Source organism: Massilia arenae, from assembly GCF_008014745.1.
Classification (GTDB): domain Bacteria; phylum Pseudomonadota; class Gammaproteobacteria; order Burkholderiales; family Burkholderiaceae_D; genus Telluria; species Telluria arenae.
Window position 1 is genome coordinate 72,120 of the sequence record NZ_VPFD01000010.1, and the last position, 18,596, is coordinate 90,715.

20 protein-coding genes are annotated in these 18,596 nt (G+C 65.6%); 19 read left to right on the forward strand and 1 reads right to left on the reverse strand.

What is annotated here, in order from left to right:
• The first annotated feature begins 14 nt into the window (after positions 1-14).
• The 19 genes from cheA (at position 15) to FVD38_RS10965 (ending at position 17,756) form a co-directional block, all read left to right on the forward strand.
• Positions 15-2,192, forward strand: a complete 2,178-nt coding sequence (gene cheA / locus FVD38_RS10875) for a chemotaxis protein CheA (RefSeq protein WP_147934840.1) — start codon at positions 15-17, stop codon at positions 2,190-2,192.
• A gap of 12 nt (positions 2,193-2,204) precedes the next feature.
• Positions 2,205-2,708: a chemotaxis protein CheW gene (locus tag FVD38_RS10880; protein ID WP_071362121.1), complete on the forward strand. Its 504-nt coding sequence runs from the start codon at positions 2,205-2,207 to the stop codon at positions 2,706-2,708.
• A gap of 78 nt (positions 2,709-2,786) precedes the next feature.
• Positions 2,787-3,641, forward strand: a complete 855-nt coding sequence (locus tag FVD38_RS10885) for a CheR family methyltransferase (protein ID WP_147934841.1) — start codon at positions 2,787-2,789, stop codon at positions 3,639-3,641.
• A gap of 15 nt (positions 3,642-3,656) precedes the next feature.
• Positions 3,657-4,256 carry a chemoreceptor glutamine deamidase CheD gene (gene cheD / locus FVD38_RS10890; protein WP_147934842.1) on the forward strand — a complete coding sequence of 200 codons (600 nt, stop codon included), beginning with the start codon at positions 3,657-3,659 and terminating at the stop codon, positions 4,254-4,256.
• A gap of 26 nt (positions 4,257-4,282) precedes the next feature.
• Positions 4,283-5,347, forward strand: a complete 1,065-nt coding sequence (locus tag FVD38_RS10895; protein WP_123068172.1) for a protein-glutamate methylesterase/protein-glutamine glutaminase — start codon at positions 4,283-4,285, stop codon at positions 5,345-5,347.
• Between the two features lie 141 nt (positions 5,348-5,488).
• Positions 5,489-5,887 (forward strand): chemotaxis response regulator CheY, encoded by a 399-nt coding sequence (gene cheY, locus FVD38_RS10900; RefSeq protein ID WP_005666673.1) that lies wholly within the window; start codon positions 5,489-5,491, stop codon positions 5,885-5,887.
• Between the two features lies 1 nt (position 5,888).
• Positions 5,889-6,533 carry a protein phosphatase CheZ gene (gene cheZ / locus FVD38_RS10905; RefSeq protein ID WP_123068171.1) on the forward strand — a complete coding sequence of 215 codons (645 nt, stop codon included), beginning with the start codon at positions 5,889-5,891 and terminating at the stop codon, positions 6,531-6,533.
• Between the two features lie 32 nt (positions 6,534-6,565).
• Positions 6,566-7,780, forward strand: a complete 1,215-nt coding sequence (locus tag FVD38_RS10910; protein WP_147934843.1) for an EAL and HDOD domain-containing protein — start codon at positions 6,566-6,568, stop codon at positions 7,778-7,780.
• A 120-nt stretch (positions 7,781-7,900) separates the two neighbouring features.
• On the forward strand, positions 7,901-10,270 hold the full coding sequence (locus FVD38_RS10915) for a DUF3141 domain-containing protein (protein WP_147934844.1): 2,370 nt from the start codon (positions 7,901-7,903) through the stop codon (positions 10,268-10,270).
• 11 nt (positions 10,271-10,281) lie between these two features.
• The gene (locus FVD38_RS10920; protein ID WP_147934845.1) at positions 10,282-11,220 is read left to right on the forward strand and encodes a phosphate acetyltransferase; all 939 of its coding nucleotides are present in this window, start codon (positions 10,282-10,284) and stop codon (positions 11,218-11,220) included.
• 4 nt (positions 11,221-11,224) lie between these two features.
• Entirely contained in the window at positions 11,225-12,412 is a 1,188-nt protein-coding gene (locus FVD38_RS10925) for an acetate/propionate family kinase (protein WP_147934846.1), read from the forward strand.
• A complete protein-coding gene (locus tag FVD38_RS10930) occupies positions 12,409-13,056 on the forward strand; it encodes a CoA transferase subunit A (RefSeq protein WP_147934847.1) in 648 nt (215 codons plus the stop codon). The genes FVD38_RS10925 and FVD38_RS10930 overlap by 4 nt, the downstream gene beginning before the upstream one ends.
• Positions 13,057-13,076: 20 nt before the next feature.
• Positions 13,077-13,760, forward strand: a complete 684-nt coding sequence (locus tag FVD38_RS10935; RefSeq protein WP_147934848.1) for a 3-oxoacid CoA-transferase subunit B — start codon at positions 13,077-13,079, stop codon at positions 13,758-13,760.
• Positions 13,757-14,539, forward strand: a complete 783-nt coding sequence (gene fabI, locus FVD38_RS10940) for an enoyl-ACP reductase FabI (RefSeq protein WP_147934849.1) — start codon at positions 13,757-13,759, stop codon at positions 14,537-14,539. The genes FVD38_RS10935 and fabI overlap by 4 nt, the downstream gene beginning before the upstream one ends.
• A 12-nt stretch (positions 14,540-14,551) precedes the next feature.
• Positions 14,552-14,806, forward strand: coding sequence for an RNA-binding protein (locus tag FVD38_RS10945; protein WP_147934850.1), 255 nt, complete (start codon positions 14,552-14,554; stop codon positions 14,804-14,806).
• A gap of 15 nt (positions 14,807-14,821) precedes the next feature.
• Positions 14,822-15,865: a hypothetical protein gene (locus FVD38_RS10950; RefSeq protein ID WP_229493587.1), complete on the forward strand. Its 1,044-nt coding sequence runs from the start codon at positions 14,822-14,824 to the stop codon at positions 15,863-15,865.
• Between the two features lie 28 nt (positions 15,866-15,893).
• On the forward strand, positions 15,894-16,763 hold the full coding sequence (gene atpG / locus FVD38_RS10955) for a F0F1 ATP synthase subunit gamma (RefSeq protein ID WP_147934851.1): 870 nt from the start codon (positions 15,894-15,896) through the stop codon (positions 16,761-16,763).
• Between the two features lie 11 nt (positions 16,764-16,774).
• Positions 16,775-17,200 carry a F0F1 ATP synthase subunit epsilon gene (locus FVD38_RS10960; protein ID WP_147934852.1) on the forward strand — a complete coding sequence of 142 codons (426 nt, stop codon included), beginning with the start codon at positions 16,775-16,777 and terminating at the stop codon, positions 17,198-17,200.
• Between the two features lies 1 nt (position 17,201).
• Positions 17,202-17,756, forward strand: coding sequence for a GNAT family N-acetyltransferase (locus FVD38_RS10965; protein WP_147934853.1), 555 nt, complete (start codon positions 17,202-17,204; stop codon positions 17,754-17,756).
• Here FVD38_RS10965 and FVD38_RS10970 read toward each other — a convergent pair.
• Entirely contained in the window at positions 17,753-18,526 is a 774-nt protein-coding gene (locus FVD38_RS10970) for a flagellar brake protein (protein ID WP_147934854.1), read from the reverse strand. The genes FVD38_RS10965 and FVD38_RS10970 overlap by 4 nt on opposite strands.
• Positions 18,527-18,596 lie beyond the last annotated feature (70 nt).

An 18,596-nucleotide genomic window follows, 5' to 3' on the forward strand; every position in this document is an offset into this window, starting at 1 on the left:
GAGCGGACAGCCTCATGACCATCGACATCAGCCAGTTCTACCAGGTCTTTTTCGACGAAGCAGAGGAACTGCTCGCCGAAATGGAACGCCTGCTGCTGGGCGTCGACGTCGCCGCGCCCGATGCCGAAGACCTGAACGCGATCTTCCGCACCGCCCACTCGGTCAAGGGCGGCGCATCGACCTTCGGCCTGACCGATATGTGCGACGTGACCCACGTGCTGGAGTCGCTGCTGGACCGCATCCGCAAGGGCGAGATGGCGCTGACCTCGAACCACGTGGACGCCTTCCTGGCGGCCAAGGACGGGCTCAAGATGCAGCTCGACGGCCACCGCCATGGCGCGACCGTGGACAATGAAGCGATCGCCAACGTGCGCATGGCCCTGCATGACCTGGCCGAAGGCCTGGTGCCGGCCGCGCCGGTGGTGGCGCCGTCCTACCTGACGGCACAGGCGCGCACCGAACACTCTACCGAAGGCGCGCACCGCTACAAGATCGAGCTGCCCGAAGTCGCCCAGCGCGACATCAACGCCCTGGTCGACGAACTGGGGCTGATGGGCCGCGTCTCGGTGGCGCCGCTCGAGGGCGGGCGCACGGCGCTGGTCATCACCACCCACGAGAGCCTGGACGACATCATCGCGATCTGCTCCTTCGTGCTCGACCCGGACGACCTGAGGATATTCGAGGCGCCGGCGCTCACGCCCGAGCAGCGCGCGATCGAGGCGGCCGAGCGCAAGCGCATCGAGGATGCGCAGGGCTACGGTTTCTTCGGCCCCGACGACGACGACGCACCTGCCGGCGGCGAGCTGTCGGACGACGATCTCGGTTACGGTTTCTTCCAGCCGATCGAGCAGATCCGCGCCGCGGCCGGCATCGTGGCCGCCCCGCCGGAACCCGTGGCCGCCAGCATCTCGGCGCAGGCACAAAACATGGTCGAGCACCTGGCCGAACTGAGCGCGGAAAAGAAAGCCGCCAAGAAGGACGACAAGAATGAGTCGTCGTCGATCCGGGTCTCGGTCGAGAAGGTCGACCAGCTGATCAACCTGATCGGCGAACTGGTGATCACCAATGCCATGCTCGAGCAGCGCAGCACTGTGCTCGACCCGATCCTGCACGAACGCCTGCTGTCGTCGGTGAGCCAGCTGGGCCGCAACACGCGCGAGCTGCAAGAGGCCGTGATGTCGATCCGCATGATGCCGATGGACTTCGTGTTCTCGCGCTTCCCGCGCATGGTGCGCGACCTGGCCGGCAAACTCGGCAAGAAGGTCGACTTCATCACCCACGGCGCCGCCACCGAACTCGATAAAGGCCTGATCGAGCGCATCGTCGATCCGCTGACGCACCTGGTGCGCAATTCGATCGACCACGGCGTCGAGATGCCGGCCGCGCGCGTCGCGGCGGGCAAGTCGGAAGCAGGGCGCCTGTTCCTGTCGGCTGGCCACCAGGGCGGCCACATCGTGATCGAAGTGGCGGACGATGGCGGCGGCCTGAATCGCGAGAAGATCCTGGCCAAGGCGGCCTCCAATGGCCTGGCGGTCTCTGACACCATGAGCGATGCGGAAGTCTGGCAGCTGATCTTCGCGCCGGGCTTCTCGACCGCCGAAGTGGTCACCGACGTCTCCGGCCGCGGGGTCGGCATGGACGTCGTCAAGCGTAACATCACCGCCATGGGCGGCACCGTCGACATCCGTTCGGCGGCCGGCTTCGGCACCACGATCTCGATCTCGCTGCCCCTGACCCTGGCGATCCTGGACGGCATGTCGATCAGGAGCGGCGAAGAAGTCTATATCCTGCCGCTGTCCTTCGTGGTCGAGTCGCTGCAGCCGGCGCCCGAGGACGTACGCGATATCGCCGGACGCGGGCGCGTGCTGAAGGTGCGCGGCGAATACCTGCCCCTGATCCCGCTGCACCAGATGTTCGACATCGAGCCGCGCCACCGCGAGCCGAGCGAGGGCATCGTCGTCATCCTCGAGACCGAGGGCAAGAAGGCGGCGCTGTTCGTGGACGAGCTGGTGGGCCAGCAGCAGGTGGTGGTCAAGAACCTGGAAGCGAATTACCGCAAAGTGGCCGGGATCTCCGGCGCAACCATCATGGGCGACGGCGGCGTCGCCCTGATCCTCGACGTGGCGGCGCTGGTGCGCTCGTCGCGTCAGTTGGCCGACGATCCCGTCGTTCCATCAATTTTTACTCAATAAGAAGGAAATCCCATGTCCAACCTGGCAAACACCACCTCGGCTGACGGGACCGCGAACGACGGCGCCGGCAACGAATTCCTGGCCTTTACCCTCGGCTCGGAAGAATACGGCATCGACATCCTGAAAGTGCAGGAAATCCGCGGCTACGAAGCGGTGACCCGCATCGCCAACGCACCCGAATTCATCAAGGGTGTGATCAACCTGCGTGGCATCATCATCCCGGTGGTCGACATGCGCATCAAGTTCAACCTGGGCACCCCGGTGTACGACCAGTTCACCGTCGTGATCATCCTGAACATCGGTGGCCGCATCATGGGCATGGTGGTCGACAGCGTGTCCGACGTCACCACCCTGACGCCGGACCAGATCAAGCCGGCGCCAGAGATGGGTACCGCCTTCAATTCCGACTACATGATCGGCCTGGGCACGGTCGACGAGCGCATGCTGATCCTGGTCGACATCGACAAGCTGATGTCCTCGGGCGAGATGGGCCTGATCGACAAACTGGCCGCATAATAAGCAGCGGCACGCAGCATCCACATCGGACCGCGCCAATCGTGGCGCGGACCAACCAGCATTCAGAAGGCAAGACACGTGCCGCAGCAGAAAACAGAGACGGTCAAGGAATTCGATTTCACGCGCCGTGACTTCGAACGGGTACGCGCGCTGATCCACCAGCGCGCCGGCATTTCGCTGGCCGACAGCAAGCAGGAAATGGTCTACAGCCGCCTGGCGCGGCGCCTGCGCGCGACCGGCATCCAGTCGTTCGCCACCTACCTGGACGACCTGGAAGCGGGACGCATGGACCGCGAGTGGGAGTCGTTCACCAATGCGCTGACGACCAACCTGACCTCGTTCTTCCGCGAGGCGCATCACTTCCCGCTGCTGCTCGAGCATCTGACCGCGGTACGCAAGAAGGACACCCGTCCGCTCACGATCTGGTGCTCGGCGGCGTCGACCGGCGAAGAGCCATATTCCATCGCGATGACGGCCTGCGAGGCTTTCAATACGCTCACGCCGCCGGTGCAGATCGTCGCCACCGACATCGACACCAATGTGCTGACCACGGCCTCGAATGGCGTGTACCCGATGGAGCGGCTCGACAAGACGTCGCCGGAGCGCCTGCGCCGCTTCTTCCTGAAAGGGAAGGGCGCCCACGAAGGCATGGCGCGGGTGCGCCCCGAGCTGCGCAATCTCGTCACCTTCAAGCAACTGAACCTGCTGGCCGACGGCTGGCCGCTGGAAGGGCAGTTCGACGCCATCTTTTGCCGCAACGTGATGATTTATTTCGACAAGCCGACCCAGCGCAAGATCCTGAGCCGCTTCGTGCCGCTGATGAAGCCGCACGCGCTGCTGTTCGCCGGCCACTCCGAGAACTTCCTGTACGTGTCGGATGCGCTGCGCCTGCGCGGCAAGACGGTGTACGAACTCGATGGACGCAGTGCCTAAGGGCGTGAGACGACCATGAACAACCAGTTCGCCACCAACCTCTATCACGACCGCACCTTCAATGTCGACGCGGCCAAGATCCTGCCGGGCGAGTACTTCTATACCAATAAGGACATGCTGATCGCGACCGTGCTCGGCTCGTGCGTCTCAGCCTGCATCCGCGACCGCCTTACCGGCCTGGGCGGCATGAACCACTTCATGCTGCCCGATGGCGGGGCGGACGCCGGCAGCAATCCGGTCTCGGCCTCGATGCGCTACGGCTCGTTTGCGATGGAGATCCTGATCAATGACCTGCTCAAGGCCGGGGCCCGCCGCGAACACCTGGAAGCGAAAGTGTTCGGCGGCGGCGCCGTGCTGCGCGGCTTTACCGCGATGAACGTCGGCGAGCGTAACGCCGCCTTCGTGATGCAGTTCCTTAAGACCGAACGCATCCCGGTGCTGGCCGAAGACCTGAACGACATCTATCCGCGCAAGGTGTTTTTCTTCCCGCGCACGGGCAAGGTGCTGGTCAAGAAACTGATGCAAACCCAGAACGATACGCTGGCGAAGCGCGAGCTCGACTACGCCAAGCGACTCAAGGTCGAACCCGTCGGTGGCGCCATCGACCTGTTCTGACCTGATGCGAACTGAAAGGGATACACATGAAGACCAAGGTGCTGATCGTCGACGACTCCGCGCTGATCCGCAGCGTGATGAGCGAGATCGTCAATTCCCAGCCCGACCTCGAAGTGGTCGCCACCGCGCCCGATCCGCTGGTCGCGCGCGAGCTGATTAAAAAGCATAATCCCGATGTCTTGACCCTGGACGTCGAGATGCCCAAGATGGACGGCCTCGATTTCCTGGAAAAGCTGATGCGCCTGCGCCCGATGCCGGTGCTGATGGTGTCGTCGCTGACCGAGCGCGGCTCGGAAATCACGATGCGCGCGCTCGAACTGGGTGCGGTAGACTTCGTGACCAAGCCGAAGATCTCGATCCAGACCGGCATGCGCGAGTATGCCGACATGATCGCCGACAAGATCCGCGCCGCCGCGCGCGCCCGCATTGCGCCGCGTTCGCGCACGCCGCAGGCCGCCAGCGCGCCGCTGTCGGCCTTGAGGAGCCCCCTGATTTCTTCTGAAAAACTGATCATCATCGGGGCCTCGACCGGCGGCACCGAAGCGATCCGCGAATTCCTGATGCAGATGCCGTCCGACTGCCCGGGCATCCTGATCGCCCAGCACATGCCGGAGGGGTTTACGAGTTCCTTCGCCAAGCGCCTGGATTCGCTGTGCAAGATCAGCGTGGTCGAGTCCGCCGGCAACGAGCGGGTGCTGCCAGGCCACGCCTATATCGCGCCGGGCCACTCGCACCTGCTGCTGACGCGCTCGGGGGCCAACTACATGACCCGTATCGAGCAGAGTCCTCCGGTCAACCGCCACCGTCCCTCGGTCGACGTGCTGTTCCGCTCCGCCGCGCAGGCGGCCGGTAAAAACGCCGTTGGTGTTATCCTGACCGGCATGGGCAAGGACGGCGCGGCCGGCATGCTCGAGATGCGCCAGGCCGGCGCCCACAACTTCGCGCAGGACGAAGCCAGCTGCGTCGTGTTCGGCATGCCGCGCGAAGCGATCGCGCTGGGCGCCGCCCACGACGTCGGCCCCTTGCAGGCATTGCCGCGCATGGTGCTCGAACATCTGGCGGCGCAGGGCGGCCGGGCGTTGCGTGTTTGATCCGAATTAGAGCTGGAGACATGCTTTAGGGGCTATTTTATCGCCGTAAGGCAACAAAAATGCTATTCTTGAGCCTGTTATCTCGCCCACCAGGGCAGCTCACCCAACAAACCACAGTATAAGATTCAAACGGAGTTATTCATGGCTGATCCAAAGATGCGTTTCCTGGTTGTTGACGATTTCTCGACGATGCGCCGCATCGTGCGAAATCTGTTGAAAGAACTGGGTTATGCCAACGTCGACGAGGCAGAAGACGGCGTGATGGCGCTGGCCAAGCTGCGCAGCGAATCGTTCGACTTCGTGGTGTCGGACTGGAACATGCCGAATATGGACGGCCTGACCATGCTGCAAAACATCCGTGCCGATCCCGCGCTGGCCAAGCTGCCGGTGCTGATGGTGACCGCGGAAGCGAAGAAAGAAAACATCATCGCCGCCGCCCAGGCCGGCGCCAGCGGCTACGTGGTCAAGCCGTTCACGGCCGCGACCCTCGACGAGAAGCTGAACAAGATCTTCGAGAAACTGGATAAAGCCGGAGCCTGAAATGGGTGAGATGAACTCGGCGCACGAAGCCGGCGCCGCCTCCTCGCATGAGGAGGTGCTCAAGCGGGTCGGCCTGATGACCCGTGCGCTGCACGAAAACCTGCGCGGGTTGGGGCTCGACAAGCTGATCGAAAAGGCGGCGAGCGATATCCCCGATGCCCGCGATCGCCTCGATTACGTGGCGCGCCTGTCGGAACAGGCTGCCAAGAAGGTGCTGGATGCGACCGATGCGGCCAGCCCTCTGCAGGATGCGATCGAAACCCGCTCGGCCGAGCTCACCAAAGGCTGGCAGGCGCTGCTGGACAAGGGCGCGACCGAGGCCGAGTGGCGCGAGATGGCGCAGCGCACGATTTCCAGCATGAACGAGTCGGCGGCAGGGGCAGTCGCCACCCGCAGCGAGCTGATGAACATCATGATGGCCCAGGACTTCCAGGACCTGACCGGCCAGGTGATCGGCCGCATCACGGGCATCGCGCAGAACCTCGAGAAACAGCTGGTGCAGGTGCTGATCGATTTCGCCCCGAGCGAGATCAAGCGCGAGCTGGACAACGGCCTCTTGAACGGCCCGCAAATCAAGCCAACCGGCACCGAAGTCGTGGCCAACCAGGGCCAGGTCGACGATCTGCTCGACAGTCTCGGTTTCTAAGCCAGCGCCGGGCAACAACCAACGGCGCCACCATGCATCGCACCAACTTCATCGTCCGCGAACCGCTGCTTGATCCAAAGCAGCGCGTTCTCGGCTATGAGCTGTCGTGGCAGCAGCACGACGGACGCATTCCCACCGACCAGGACCTGGAAGGGCTGGTCGGTTTCGTCGCCGAGCACGTCAACCATGACGAACATGGCTGGCTGCTGCGCGACAAGATCCTGTTCCTCGACGCGGTGCCTGGCATGCTGTCGCTCGATGCCCTGCACGCGCTGCCGCCGGAACGCACCGTGCTCACCTTCGACATCCGCCAGCTGACCGACCTCGACGTGCGCTCGGCCGTGCAGGCCGTGCGCGCGGGCGGCGTCGGCGTGGCGATCCGCGGCTGCGACATCAATCTGCTGGGGCGCAACCTGTCGCCGTATGCCTCCTACCTCGAGGTGCGCTTCACCGGCGCCAATGTGGCCGACCAGGCCCGCAGCTATGCCGCCGCCAAGCATTCGGCGCTGCGCATGGTGGGGCGGCCGGTGGGCACCTGGGCCGACTTCGACGCCTGCGCCGCGCTCGGGCTCGATGCCTTCGTCGGCAAGCTGCACCTGACGCCGCGGCCGGGCAATCCGGTCAAGGGCATGAACCCGACCCAGAGCATCATCCTGCAACTGATGCAGCTGGTGCAGAACAACGAGGACGTGCCAAAGCTCGAAAGCGTGCTGAAACGCGACCCGGCCCTGACCTATAAGCTGCTGCGCTACATCAATACCGCAGGCTTCGGCGCCGGGCGCGAAGTGCAGTCGCTGCGCCAGGCGATTTCGCTGCTGGGTTATGCGCCGCTCTACCGCTGGCTGGTGCTGCTGCTGGCCACGGCCAGCGCGAGCGGCTATTCGCCGGTGCTGATGGAGACCGCCGTGGTGCGCGGCCGCTTGGCCGAGCTGCTGGGGCAAAAATACCTGGGTAAGAGCGAGGCCGAGAACCTGTTCGTCGCCGGCATGTTCTCGCTGCTCGACCGGCTGCTGGGGCTGAGCATGGAGCAAGTGCTCGAGACCATACAACTGCCCGATCAGGTGGTGCAGGCGCTGACGCGGCGCGAAGGGCCGTATGGGCCCTACCTGGCGCTGGCCGAAGCCTGCGAACTCAATTCGAACCTGGTGGCCTCGCTGGCCGATGCGCTCGCGATCACGCCATCCGAAGTCAACCAGGCTCACCTGTCGGCGCTCGCCTGGGCGCAGAGCGTGGCGGTCGAGGCCTGAAGTGGGACCATGGTCTGATTGTGACTTGATCAGATAAGCCGAGAATGGAAGCTGCAGCAAATTAAGCGGCACGCATATTCCTTTCCCGAGCAACGGATTTCCTCCTTTTGAGGTTCGTTCATGGACACCAAGCACCTTGCACGGAGCCATGAGATCGGCACCAAGATCGGTCTCATCCATCAAAAGCGCTTCAAGACCGCGCTGGCGCAGTTCAGCCAGCGCGCCGGCGCGGCGGTGAGCGGGGCGGTGGGCGACAAGGTCCCGGACGCCAGGGTTCTGGAAAAACCTGCAGCCTGGGTGAGCGGGCGCTATCCCTGGTCGTACCAGCACTATGCGGTCGACGCCTTCCAGCGTTCCATCCTGTTCTGGGACACCCTGCGCCAGCGCGGCGACAACTTCCTCGAGCGCGCGGCGAAGGGATCGGCGCCGGTCCTGCATTTCGACTACGAAACGATCCTCGACGGCCGCGGCTTCGCGCGGCCCGTGAACTATGCGCTGCTGCGCATCGTTCCCCCGGCCGGCGTCACGACCGACCCCGCCAAGCGCCCCTATCTGATCATCGATCCGCGCGCCGGCCATGGCCCCGGCATCGGCGGCTTCAAGGACGATTCGCAGGCCGGCGTGGCGATGCGCGCCGGCCATCCGGTGTACTTCGTCAGCTTCTTCCGCGACCCCGAACCCGGGCAGACGATGCTGGACGTGTGCAGCGCCGAGGGGCAATTCGTAAAGCACGTGCGCGCGCTCCACCCGGCCAGCGAGAAACCGGCCATCATCGGCAACTGCCAGGGCGGCTGGGCGGCGATGATGCTGGCCGCCTCCAGCCCCGACGATACCGGACCCTTGCTCATCAACGGGGCGCCGATGTCGTATGTGAGCGGCGCCTGGAACGAGGGCGAGGGCGATAATCCGATGCGCTATGCCGGCGGGATGCTGGGCGGCACCTGGCTGTCCTCCTTCGTCGCCGACCTCGGCAACGGCATCTTCGACGGCGCCCACCTGGTACAGAATTTCGAGAACCTGAACCCGGCCAATTCGCTATGGGACAAGTATTACAAGGTCTACCAGAATGCCGACACCGAACCGGCGCGCTACCTGGACTTCGAGCGCTGGTGGGGCACGTATTACCTGCTGAACCGCGAAGAGATCGAATTCATCACCCGCAACCTATTCGTCGGCAACAAGCTGTGGTCCGGCGACGTCAAGGGCAATACCGGCCAGGCCTTCGACCTGCGCGCCATCGAGATGCCGATCATCCTGTTCGCGTCGATGGGCGACAACATCACGCCGCCCGAGCAGGCCTTCAACTGGGTGGCCGACATCTATGGCAGCACCGAGGAAATCAAGGCGCGCGGCCAGGTGATCGTGGGCCTGCTGCACCAGAATATCGGCCATCTCGGCATCTTCGTGTCCGGCAAGGTGGCGAAGAAGGAATACACGCAGCTGGTGTCGGTGCTCAATGAAGTCGAGATTCTGCCGCCGGGCCTGTATGGCATGCAGATCAACGACGTCAAGGACGGGAACAGCGACGGCAAGCCGCGCTACGAGGTCACCTTCCACGAACGCCGGCTCGAGGACGTCAGCACCCAGTTCAACCGCTTCAACCGCGTCGACGAGCAGCCGTTCGAGGCGGTGGCGGCGTTGTCCGACTTCAACCAGCGTGGTTATGAGTTGTTCGTGCAGCCCTTCGTGAAAGCCATGTCCAACGACCTGAGTGCGCGGATGCTGCGCGTGTTCCACCCCTTGCGCGTCCAGAACTGGGCGCTGTCGAGCCGCAATCCCTGGATGGCGTGGCTCGAACCGGCGGCGCAGGCGGTCAAGGAGCAGCGCCAGCCGCTGGATGAGCACGACCCGTGGCGGCGCCTGGAAAGCGCGGGCGCCGAGCTGGTCAGTGCCTCGCTGGACCTGTATCGGGGCTTGCGCGACGCGGCCACCGAAGCGGGCTTCTTCGGGATCTACGCGAATATGTATTCGCTCTACCTGGCGGACAGAAAACCGGTGCAAGCAGCGGCGGAGACGCTCGATGCGCGCGCGCTGCCCTTCGTCCAGGAAGCGCTGGACTCGATCGCCGAGGGCGGCTACGCCGAGGCCTTCGCCCGCCTGGCCAGCCTGCGCGCCCAGCAGGGAGAACTGCTGCCGCTGTCGCGCCTGGTCAAGCGCAAGGAGCTGGCGCAGGCCTACGCCGATTACTTGCCCGACGTGCCGCTCGACCAGTGGCGCCGCCTGCGCGGCGAGCAGGAAATCATTGCCCGGTATGAACCCGAGAAAGCCGTCGCCACCTTGCCGATTCTGCTGCGCGATCGCGGCGACCGCGAGCGGCTGCTGCACCTGGTCGATGAGCTGATGGCGGACGAGCGTGTGCAGGCGACGCCGGCAACGAGCGCCCAGCTGGCCATGGTGGAGCGGCTGCACGCGCTGCTCAGTGACGAACCGGGCCAGCGGCCCGGCTTCCCGCCAGTCCCCGATGCGCCGGCCTCCGCGCGCCTCCATTGAAAGGACCCGACATGGAACCGAAACACGAGAAATACCAGCGCCTGATCGACTATTGCCGGGACCTGCCGCCGCTGCCGACCGCCGTTGCCCATCCCTGCGACACCAGCTCGCTCTCCGGCGCGCTGGAAGCCGCGCGGATCGGCCTGATCGCGCCGATCCTGGTCGGGCCGCGCGCGCGGATCGAGGCGGTGGCGCAAGAGAATTCCTTGCGCCTCGGCGACGTGACGATCGTCGAGGCGGCCCACAGCCATGCCGCGGCGGCAGCCGCCGTCGAGCTGGTCCGCGAGGGCAAGGCCGAAGCCTTGATGAAGGGCAGCCTGCATACCGATGAGCTGATGGGGGCGGTGGTCAAGCGCGAAACGGGTCTGCGCACCGCGCGCCGGGTCAGCCACTGCTTCGTCATGGACGTGCCCGGATATCCCGATGCCCTGGTCATCAGCGACGCCGCCGTGAACATCGCGCCGACCCTGGAAGAAAAGATGGACATCCTGCAGAACGCCATCGATCTCGCGCACGCACTGCAGTTCAGGGAAGTGCGGGTGGCGGTGCTGTCGGCGATGGAAACGGTCAACCCGAAAGTGCCTTCCACGGTCGAGGCCGCTGCACTGTGCAAGATGGTCGACCGCCACCAGATCAGCGGCGCCCTGGTCGACGGCCCGCTGGCGCTGGACAATGCGATCGACCCGGATGCGGCGAAGATCAAGAAGATCGATTCGCCCGTCGCCGGGCGCGCCAACGTGCTGCTGGTGCCCGATCTGGAGGCCGGCAATATGCTGGCCAAGAGCCTGTCCTTCCTGGCCGGCGCCGATGCGGCCGGCATTGTTCTCGGCGCGCGGGTGCCGATCATCCTCACCAGCCGCGCCGATTCGATGGTGACCCGGCTGGCCTCGTGCGCGGTGGCCACGCTGGTGGCCAAGGCGCGCCGCGAGAGCGGCAAGCCGGTGAGGTGATGCCATGGCCGACCTCATTCTGGTACTTAACGCGGGCTCGTCGAGCATCAAGTTCCGCGCCTTCGACGCCGGCCCGGCCGAGCCCGAACTGGTTCTCCATGGCCAGGTCGAGGGGCTCTACAACGCGGCGAAATTCAGCGCCAAGGATGCCGGGGGCGCGCTGATCGGCGAGCGGCGCTGGGAGCCCGACGTCGCGCTCGGCCACCAGGAGGCGACCGACTATATCGGCGACTTCCTGCGCAGCCACCGCGCGGACCACCGGCTGGTGGCCGTCGGCCACCGCGTCGTGCATGGCGGCGTGCAGTTCACCGAAGCGGCGCGCGTCACCCCGACCGTGATCGCGGCGCTCGACCGGCTCACGCCGCTCGCGCCCCTGCACCAGCCGCACAACCTGGCGCCGATCCGCACCCTGGCCGAGGCGAGACCAGACCTGCCGCAAGTCGCCTGTTTCGACACCGCCTTCCACCGCGCCCAGCCCGAGGTGGCGCAGGCCTACGCGCTGCCGGACAGCATTACCAGGCTGGGAGTGCGGCGCTACGGCTTCCATGGCCTCTCCTACGAATACATCGCGTCGGTGCTGCCGGCCTATCCCGAGCTGGGCGCAGCCCGCGCCACCCTGGCGGCGCACCTGGGCAATGGGTCGAGCCTGTGCGCGCTGGCGGGAGGCAGGAGCGTGGCCAGCACCATGGGATTCACCGCCGTTGACGGCTTGCCGATGGGGACCCGCTGCGGCAACCTGGATCCGGGCGTGGTGCTGTTCCTGATGGACCACCTCAAGATGGACGCGCGCGCCATCGAGCGCCTGATCTACAAGGAGTCGGGCCTGCTCGGCGTGTCGGGCATCTCGAGCGATATGCGGACCCTGCTGGACAGCGACGATGCGCGGGCGCGCTTTGCGGTCGACCTGTTCGTCTACCGCATCGGCCGCGAACTCGGCTCGCTGGCGGCCGCCACCGAGGGCGCCGACGCCCTGGTATTCACGGCCGGCATCGGCGAGCATTCGGCGCTGATCCGCGAACGGGTCTGCCGTGCGGCGCGCTGGCTCGGCGTCGAACTCGAGCCGGCCGCCAATGCGGCGGGTGGGCCGCGCATCAGCACGGCGCGCAGCAAGGTCTCGGCCTGGGTGCTTCCGACGAATGAAGAACTGATGATTGCGCGGCACACGAGGGCAGTCGTGAGGACGGCCGCATGAAAACGGTCAGCCTGGAGGACTCGGTCGCCATGATCCCGGACGGGGCCAGCATCATGATCGGCGGTTTCATGGGTGTCGGCACGCCGGAACGGGTGGTCGACGAACTGGCGCGCCAGGGCAAGCGCGGGCTGACCGTGATCGCGAACGACACCGCGACCCCGGGCCGCGGCATCGGCAAGCTGGTTACGGCCGGGGCCGTGCGCAAGGCGATCGTCAGCCATATCGGGCTCAACCCGGAAACCCAGCAAAAGATGATCGCTGGGGACATCGAGGTCGAACTGGTGCCGCAGGGCACCCTGATCGAGCGGCTGCGCGCCGCCGGCTACGGGCTGGGCGGCGTCCTGACGCCGACCGGCGTCGGCACCGCGGTCGAGGAGGGCAAGCGCAAGATCGAGGTCGACGGCGCGCCCTATCTGCTGGAGACCGCGCTGGGCGCTGACTTTGCCCTGGTCGAATCCTTTCTTGCCGATTACGAGGGCAACCTGGTCTACGCCCTGACCGCCCGCAATTTCAATCCCGTGATCGCGATGGCGGCCAGGACCGTGATCGTGGATGCCGCCAATATCGTTCCGGTAGGGATGATCTCGCCTGACCACGTGGTGACGCCGGCGGTGCTGGTCGATTACCTCGTGGCCCACAGGTGAATGACGAGGAAGGCCGCACCATGGACGCTCCCACCCTGATCGCCAGACGCATAGCCCAGGAACTCCGTCCGGGGATGCTGGCCAACCTCGGCGTCGGCATTCCGACCCTGGTCGCCAACTACGTCCCACCCGGGATGCACATCTACTTCCAGTCCGAGAACGGCCTGGTCGGTACGGGGCCGATTCCGCAGGACGGCCTGGCGCAGGCCTATCTGACCGATGCCGCCGGCCAGCCGGTCACGGCCTTGCCTGGCGCGGCGACCTTCGACAGCGCGGTCTCGTTCGGCCTGATCCGGGGCGGCCACCTGGACCTGACGGTGCTGGGTGGATTGCAGGTCGACCAGCAAGGCTTGCTGGCGAACTGGATGATCCCCGGGAAGATGGTGCCCGGCATGGGCGGCGCGATGGACCTGGTGACCGGCGCCAAACGCGTCATCGTCGCCATGCAGCATACCGCCAAGGGCAAGCCGAAGATCGTGCGGCAATGCTCGCTGCCGCTGACGTCATTGCGCACGATCGACCTCCTGGTGACGGAACTGGCGGTGATCGGCTTCGACGGTGGACGCGCGACCCTGCTCGAAACGGCGCCCGGTGTCGGAGTGGAGCAAGTGCTCGCGGCGACCGAGGCCGAGCTCGTGGTGCCGGGCCAGGTGCCGCAGATGCGGATCGAGCCCATGAACCCAATCGAAGGAGTTTCGTCATGACGAATGAACGCCACCGCCCGCTATTGGAGGGCAAGAAGGCCCTGGTTTCGGGAATCGCCAACGAGCATTCGATCGCGTATGGATGCGCCAAGGCATTCCGCGAACTCGGCGCCGAGCTCGCCATCACCTATACCGGCGAGAAGACCAGGACCTACGTCGAGCCGCTGGTGCGCGAATTGGGCGCACCGATCTTCATGCCGCTCGACGTCACCAGGCCAGAGGATATCCGGGCCGTGTTCAACGAGATCGAACGGCAATGGGGGCAGCTCGACCTGTTCGTGCATTCGATCGCCTGGGCGCCGAAGGAAGACCCGCAGGGCGGCCTGCTCGACAGCAGCCCCGAGGGCTTCGGCCAGGCGATGGACATTTCTTGCCACTCCTTCGTGCGCATGGCGCGCCAGGCGGCCCGCCTGATGAAGGACGGCGGCAGCATGTTCACGATGAGCTACTACGGCGCCAACAAGGTGGTCGCCAACTACAACCTGATGGGGCCGGTCAAGGCGGCGCTGGAAGCGTGCGCGCGCTATCTTGCCTATGAACTCGGACCCCGGCATATCCGGGTGCACGCCCTGTCGCCGGGGCCACTCAAGACACGCGCGGGTTCCGGCCTGAAGGACTTCGACCTGCTGCTGGCGGACGCGGCCGAGCGCGCGCCGCTCGGCGAGCTGGTCGACATCATGGACGTCGGTTTCACCTGCGCCTTCCTGGCCACGCCGTATGCCAGGCGGCTGTCGGGCGAAACCATGTACATCGATGGCGGCGTGCACATCATGGCCTGAAGGAGGATTGCCATGGCTGATTTAGTGATGGGAAACGTGGAGGCGGGCACCAGCGACGAGGACATCAAGGCCTTCCTGGTCAAGTATGGATTTCCGCCATTCGATGAGATCGAGCACCTGCCCGGCAACGGTTCGCGGCCGGCGGTACTGCTGACATTCAGGGATGCGCCGCCGGAAGCGCTGAGCAGCCTGCTGCCGCGCGTCCAGGACATGTTCTGGAAGAACAGGAAGATCCATGTGCATATCGTCAACGAACGCTATAGCTAGCGCGAAGGACTGGCGATGGGCTTGCTCGACAGGATGAGGGTTAGGGAGACACAGGCCGCGGCCCAGGACAGGGAAGGCGTCGAGGCGGCGATCGAGCGCTTGCTGGCGCTGCACCCGCAGCTGCACCTGGCGCGCCACGGGCGCAAGCGGCTCGCACCCGCGGTGGCGACCTCGTTCGCCCATGTGCGCGCGCTGGTCGATGCCGTGCCGCCAGCGCGCGAGGCCAGCGCTGCCGCCTGGGATGGCGACCCGTACATCCACGCCTGGTTCGGCGCGCCCGACGACGTCGCATCGCGGATAAGCCGCTCGGCCGAGCTGCGGGCCTTTTTTGCCGCCAACGGCGACGTGCCGGAAGCGTATGCGGTGCTGGGGATGGAATTGACCGAACGCCACGTCCTGGGCGCCAGGATGGAAGGTGAAACGATGCGCCGCGATGTGCCGCAGACCACCGTGAGTTTCAGCGACCATCAGGTCAGGATGTGCGGACCTGGCGATGCCGAACTCCGGGATGAGATCGTGCGGCGCCTGCTGGACGAGCTCGCGCTGGCGGGATTGGCGCGTGGCGCTGCGGACAAATCGCGGCGCGCCGTGCTCGAGCGCGAGCGTGCGCTGCTCAAGACGCGGCTGCAATTGCTGGAACGGCAGGGCCAGGGCATCCGCTCCGTGATCGGCGGCGATGTCGCGAGCGACCCTGGCGAGCTGGCGCGGCTGCAGGCGCAGGTCGAGAAGAACGCGCGCGACCTGGCCGGCCTGGGGCTGCGTGAAGATGCACTGGAGCGCGAACTCGAGCACGTGCGTGCGGTGTTCGCCCAGCCCGAGCGGCATCTCACGGTGTCGACCAGGTGCTTGAGCCTGGACCGGATGAATGTCGTGATCGAGCCGGGTACGTCGACGGGCACGCCGATGAGCGAGCTCGAATTCCGGATTGTCCGCCTGCCGACCCTGCCGCCGCGGGTGCGCGCATTCTCGCTGGTGCGCTTCGCACGGACCAGCCTGCTGCCGGAAACAAGCGTGTTCGAGGAAGCCGAGCAATTGCTGTCGTCGGGACTCTGGTCCTGATGCTGAGTCAATTTATAAGGAGCACGTCATGGCTGGAGGCAAGGAAATCCGCGACAAGATCAAGAGCGTGGAAAGCACGCGCAAGATCACCAAGGCGATGGAAATGGTCGCCACCTCCAAGATGCGCAAGGCGCAGGAGCGAATGCGCACCGCGCGTCCCTATGTGCGCAAGATTCGCAACATCACCGGACACCTGGCCGAAGCCAGCCCCGAATACAGCCATCCCTTCCTCATCAAGCACGACGAGGCAAGGCGGGTCGGCTTCATCGTGGTCACGACCGACAAGGGTTTGTGCGGCGCCATGAACACCAATATCCTGCGCGCCGTGACGCACGCCATGCATGAACACCAGGAACGTGGCATCGGCAGCGACCTGGTCGTCATCGGCAACCGTGGCCTGTCCTTCATGACCCGCATCGGCGCCAGGGTGGTTGCGCATGCCGTACAACTGGGCGACACGCCGCACCTCGACAGGCTGCTGGGCCCGGCCAAAGTGTTGCTCGACGCCTACCAGAACGCGCAGATCGACGCCATCCACCTGTGCTACACCAAGTTCATCAATTCGATGAGCCAGCAAGCCGTCATCGAGCAGCTGGTGCCTTTGGCCCCGGAGAACGTGCGGGCCGAACGGGGCACGCATGCCTGGTACTACCTGTACGAGCCGGACCCGGCCCAGGTGATCGACGAACTGCTGGTTCGCTATGTCGAGGCGCTGATCTACCAGGCGGTCGCCGAAAGCTTCGCGTCCGAGAATTCGGCGCGCAGGATGGCGATGAAGGCGGCCAGCGACAACGCGGCCAGCATCATCGATGACCTCAAGCTGGTCTACAACAAGACGCGCCAGGCGGCGATCACGAAGGAACTTTCCGAGATCGTCTCCGGCGCGGCGGCGGTCTGAGCGAGGACATCATGGCAACGCCTACGATCCATGTCAGCGTCGTCTCGGCCGAGGAAGGGGTGTTCGAGGGCGATGCGGAGTTCGTCGCACTGCCTGGCGAAAGCGGCGAGCTCGGCATCTATCCCACGCACACGCCCTTGATGACGCGGATCCGGCCGGGCGCGGTGCGCATCAAGGTGCCGGGGCAGGAGGACGAAGAACTGGTGTTCGTCGCCGGCGGCATCCTGGAAGTCCAGCCGGACGAAGTGACGGTGCTGGCGGACACCGCCATCCGCGGACGCGACCTGGACGAGGCCAGCGCGAACGAGGCGCGCAAGCAGGCCGAGGAGGCGCTGCGCAACCGGGACACGAAGATCGATTACGCCAAGGCGCAGTCGGAACTGGCGATCGCCATCGCGCAGATCCAGGCCTTGTCGCGGCAAAAGAAACGGCGTTGACATGCAAGACGACAGATCGGGGCTGCCGGCCCTGGCCCGGCTGCGCGACGGGCGTACGGTGCTGCTCCGCGAGATCCGGGCCCAGGACGAAGACGAGCTGCGCGAGGCCTTTCACCGGCTGTCGGCGGATTCCCGTTATGCGCGTTTCATGATCCCGCTGCGCGAACCGTCGCCCGCCATGCTGGCGGCGGCGACCCGCCCCGACCCGGAGCGTGACCTGGCGCTGGTCGCCATTAGCGGGGAGGGCGGCCCGGACCAGGACATCGTCGCGGGCGCGCGCTATGTGGGCGCGGCGGGAAGCGAGACCTGCGAGTTCGCCGTTACTGTCGTCGACGACTGGCACGGACTCGGCCTGGCGCGGCGCCTGATGGAAGTACTCATTGCGCATGCCACGGCGCGCGGCTTGCGCCGCATGGAAGGGTATGTGCTTGCCGCTAACACGCCGATGCGGCGGCTGGCCGGGCGCCTGGGCTTCGTCGACCGGCAGTGCGAAGACGATGCCACGCTAAGAGTGGTCAGCCTCGACTTGACGGCCGACGCTGGTGGCGTCGCTTAGACCGTCGCGGCGCGGCGCTCGGTGCGCCCGTTGGTCAGGAAGCGCTCCAGCGATTGCTGGAACTGCATCGAAATATTCACGAAGCTGCAGCCGATCTGCACCTGTTCGCCCAGCAGGAAGGTGCGGAAGGGGCGCATCAGGCGCACTTCGAGGTCGGCTGTGACGACCAGCGCCGGCCCCAGTTCAAGCCGTACGCCGATCAGTTTCTTGCCGACGTGTAGCCCGAAACACTGCTCGGGCGAAGCGCGCATGCCGACGCCGCCCTGGGAAAAATCGTAGAGAGGCAATTCGTACTGGCGGCCCGACAGCCCGAAGCTGGCGCTGTAGTTGGCGCCGACCGGCGTCTCGACCCGGCGCGCGGAGCGCCGGTTCAGCACCAGGCAGTGTTCGGGGAAGGACGCCTGCACCAGGTGCGGCTGGCCGGGCAAGGTTTGCCAGTCGCTCTCCAGCTCGAATTGCAGCTTGGCGTTGCCGCCGATCGCGCTGACGAAGGTGGCGTGGTGGGTAACCGGCATGTCGCTGCCCGTAAAATCCAGCACGAAGTGCGGTAATTCCGGATCGACCGACTCGATTCGCACCAGGATCGGGTCCTGGATGCCGGAATAGACGGTGACGGGATCGCCGCTGAGCGACAGGGCGGTCAAGGCTTCGCCGATGTCGAACGGATCCGACATCTGGTGCGGCGCGGCATTGCCGGGAATGCGGCTCAATTGGTCGGATGGCTTGGGCGGGCCCTTGCGGGCGATGGCGACGGCATCGGAGACGTTCACGGCGGGGTCCTGGACGTGATTGTAAAATGCTGCTGCACGGAAGTATAACGCCCATTGCAACCTTGTTGCA

Coding starts and splice junctions, on each gene's coding strand:
- FVD38_RS10880 (WP_071362121.1), top strand. CDS start 2,205: ATGTCCAACCTGGCAAACACCACCTCGGCTGACGGGACCGCGAACGAC.
- FVD38_RS10965 (WP_147934853.1), top strand. CDS start 17,202: ATGCAAGACGACAGATCGGGGCTGCCGGCCCTGGCCCGGCTGCGCGAC.
- fabI (WP_147934849.1), top strand. CDS start 13,757: ATGACGAATGAACGCCACCGCCCGCTATTGGAGGGCAAGAAGGCCCTG.
- atpG (WP_147934851.1), top strand. CDS start 15,894: ATGGCTGGAGGCAAGGAAATCCGCGACAAGATCAAGAGCGTGGAAAGC.
- FVD38_RS10895 (WP_123068172.1), top strand. CDS start 4,283: ATGAAGACCAAGGTGCTGATCGTCGACGACTCCGCGCTGATCCGCAGC.
- FVD38_RS10945 (WP_147934850.1), top strand. CDS start 14,552: ATGGCTGATTTAGTGATGGGAAACGTGGAGGCGGGCACCAGCGACGAG.
- cheD (WP_147934842.1), top strand. CDS start 3,657: ATGAACAACCAGTTCGCCACCAACCTCTATCACGACCGCACCTTCAAT.
- FVD38_RS10925 (WP_147934846.1), top strand. CDS start 11,225: ATGGCCGACCTCATTCTGGTACTTAACGCGGGCTCGTCGAGCATCAAG.
- cheY (WP_005666673.1), top strand. CDS start 5,489: ATGGCTGATCCAAAGATGCGTTTCCTGGTTGTTGACGATTTCTCGACG.
- cheA (WP_147934840.1), top strand. CDS start 15: ATGACCATCGACATCAGCCAGTTCTACCAGGTCTTTTTCGACGAAGCA.
- cheZ (WP_123068171.1), top strand. CDS start 5,889: ATGGGTGAGATGAACTCGGCGCACGAAGCCGGCGCCGCCTCCTCGCAT.
- FVD38_RS10960 (WP_147934852.1), top strand. CDS start 16,775: ATGGCAACGCCTACGATCCATGTCAGCGTCGTCTCGGCCGAGGAAGGG.
- FVD38_RS10950 (WP_229493587.1), top strand. CDS start 14,822: ATGGGCTTGCTCGACAGGATGAGGGTTAGGGAGACACAGGCCGCGGCC.
- FVD38_RS10930 (WP_147934847.1), top strand. CDS start 12,409: ATGAAAACGGTCAGCCTGGAGGACTCGGTCGCCATGATCCCGGACGGG.
- FVD38_RS10910 (WP_147934843.1), top strand. CDS start 6,566: ATGCATCGCACCAACTTCATCGTCCGCGAACCGCTGCTTGATCCAAAG.
- FVD38_RS10915 (WP_147934844.1), top strand. CDS start 7,901: ATGGACACCAAGCACCTTGCACGGAGCCATGAGATCGGCACCAAGATC.
- FVD38_RS10935 (WP_147934848.1), top strand. CDS start 13,077: ATGGACGCTCCCACCCTGATCGCCAGACGCATAGCCCAGGAACTCCGT.
- FVD38_RS10920 (WP_147934845.1), top strand. CDS start 10,282: ATGGAACCGAAACACGAGAAATACCAGCGCCTGATCGACTATTGCCGG.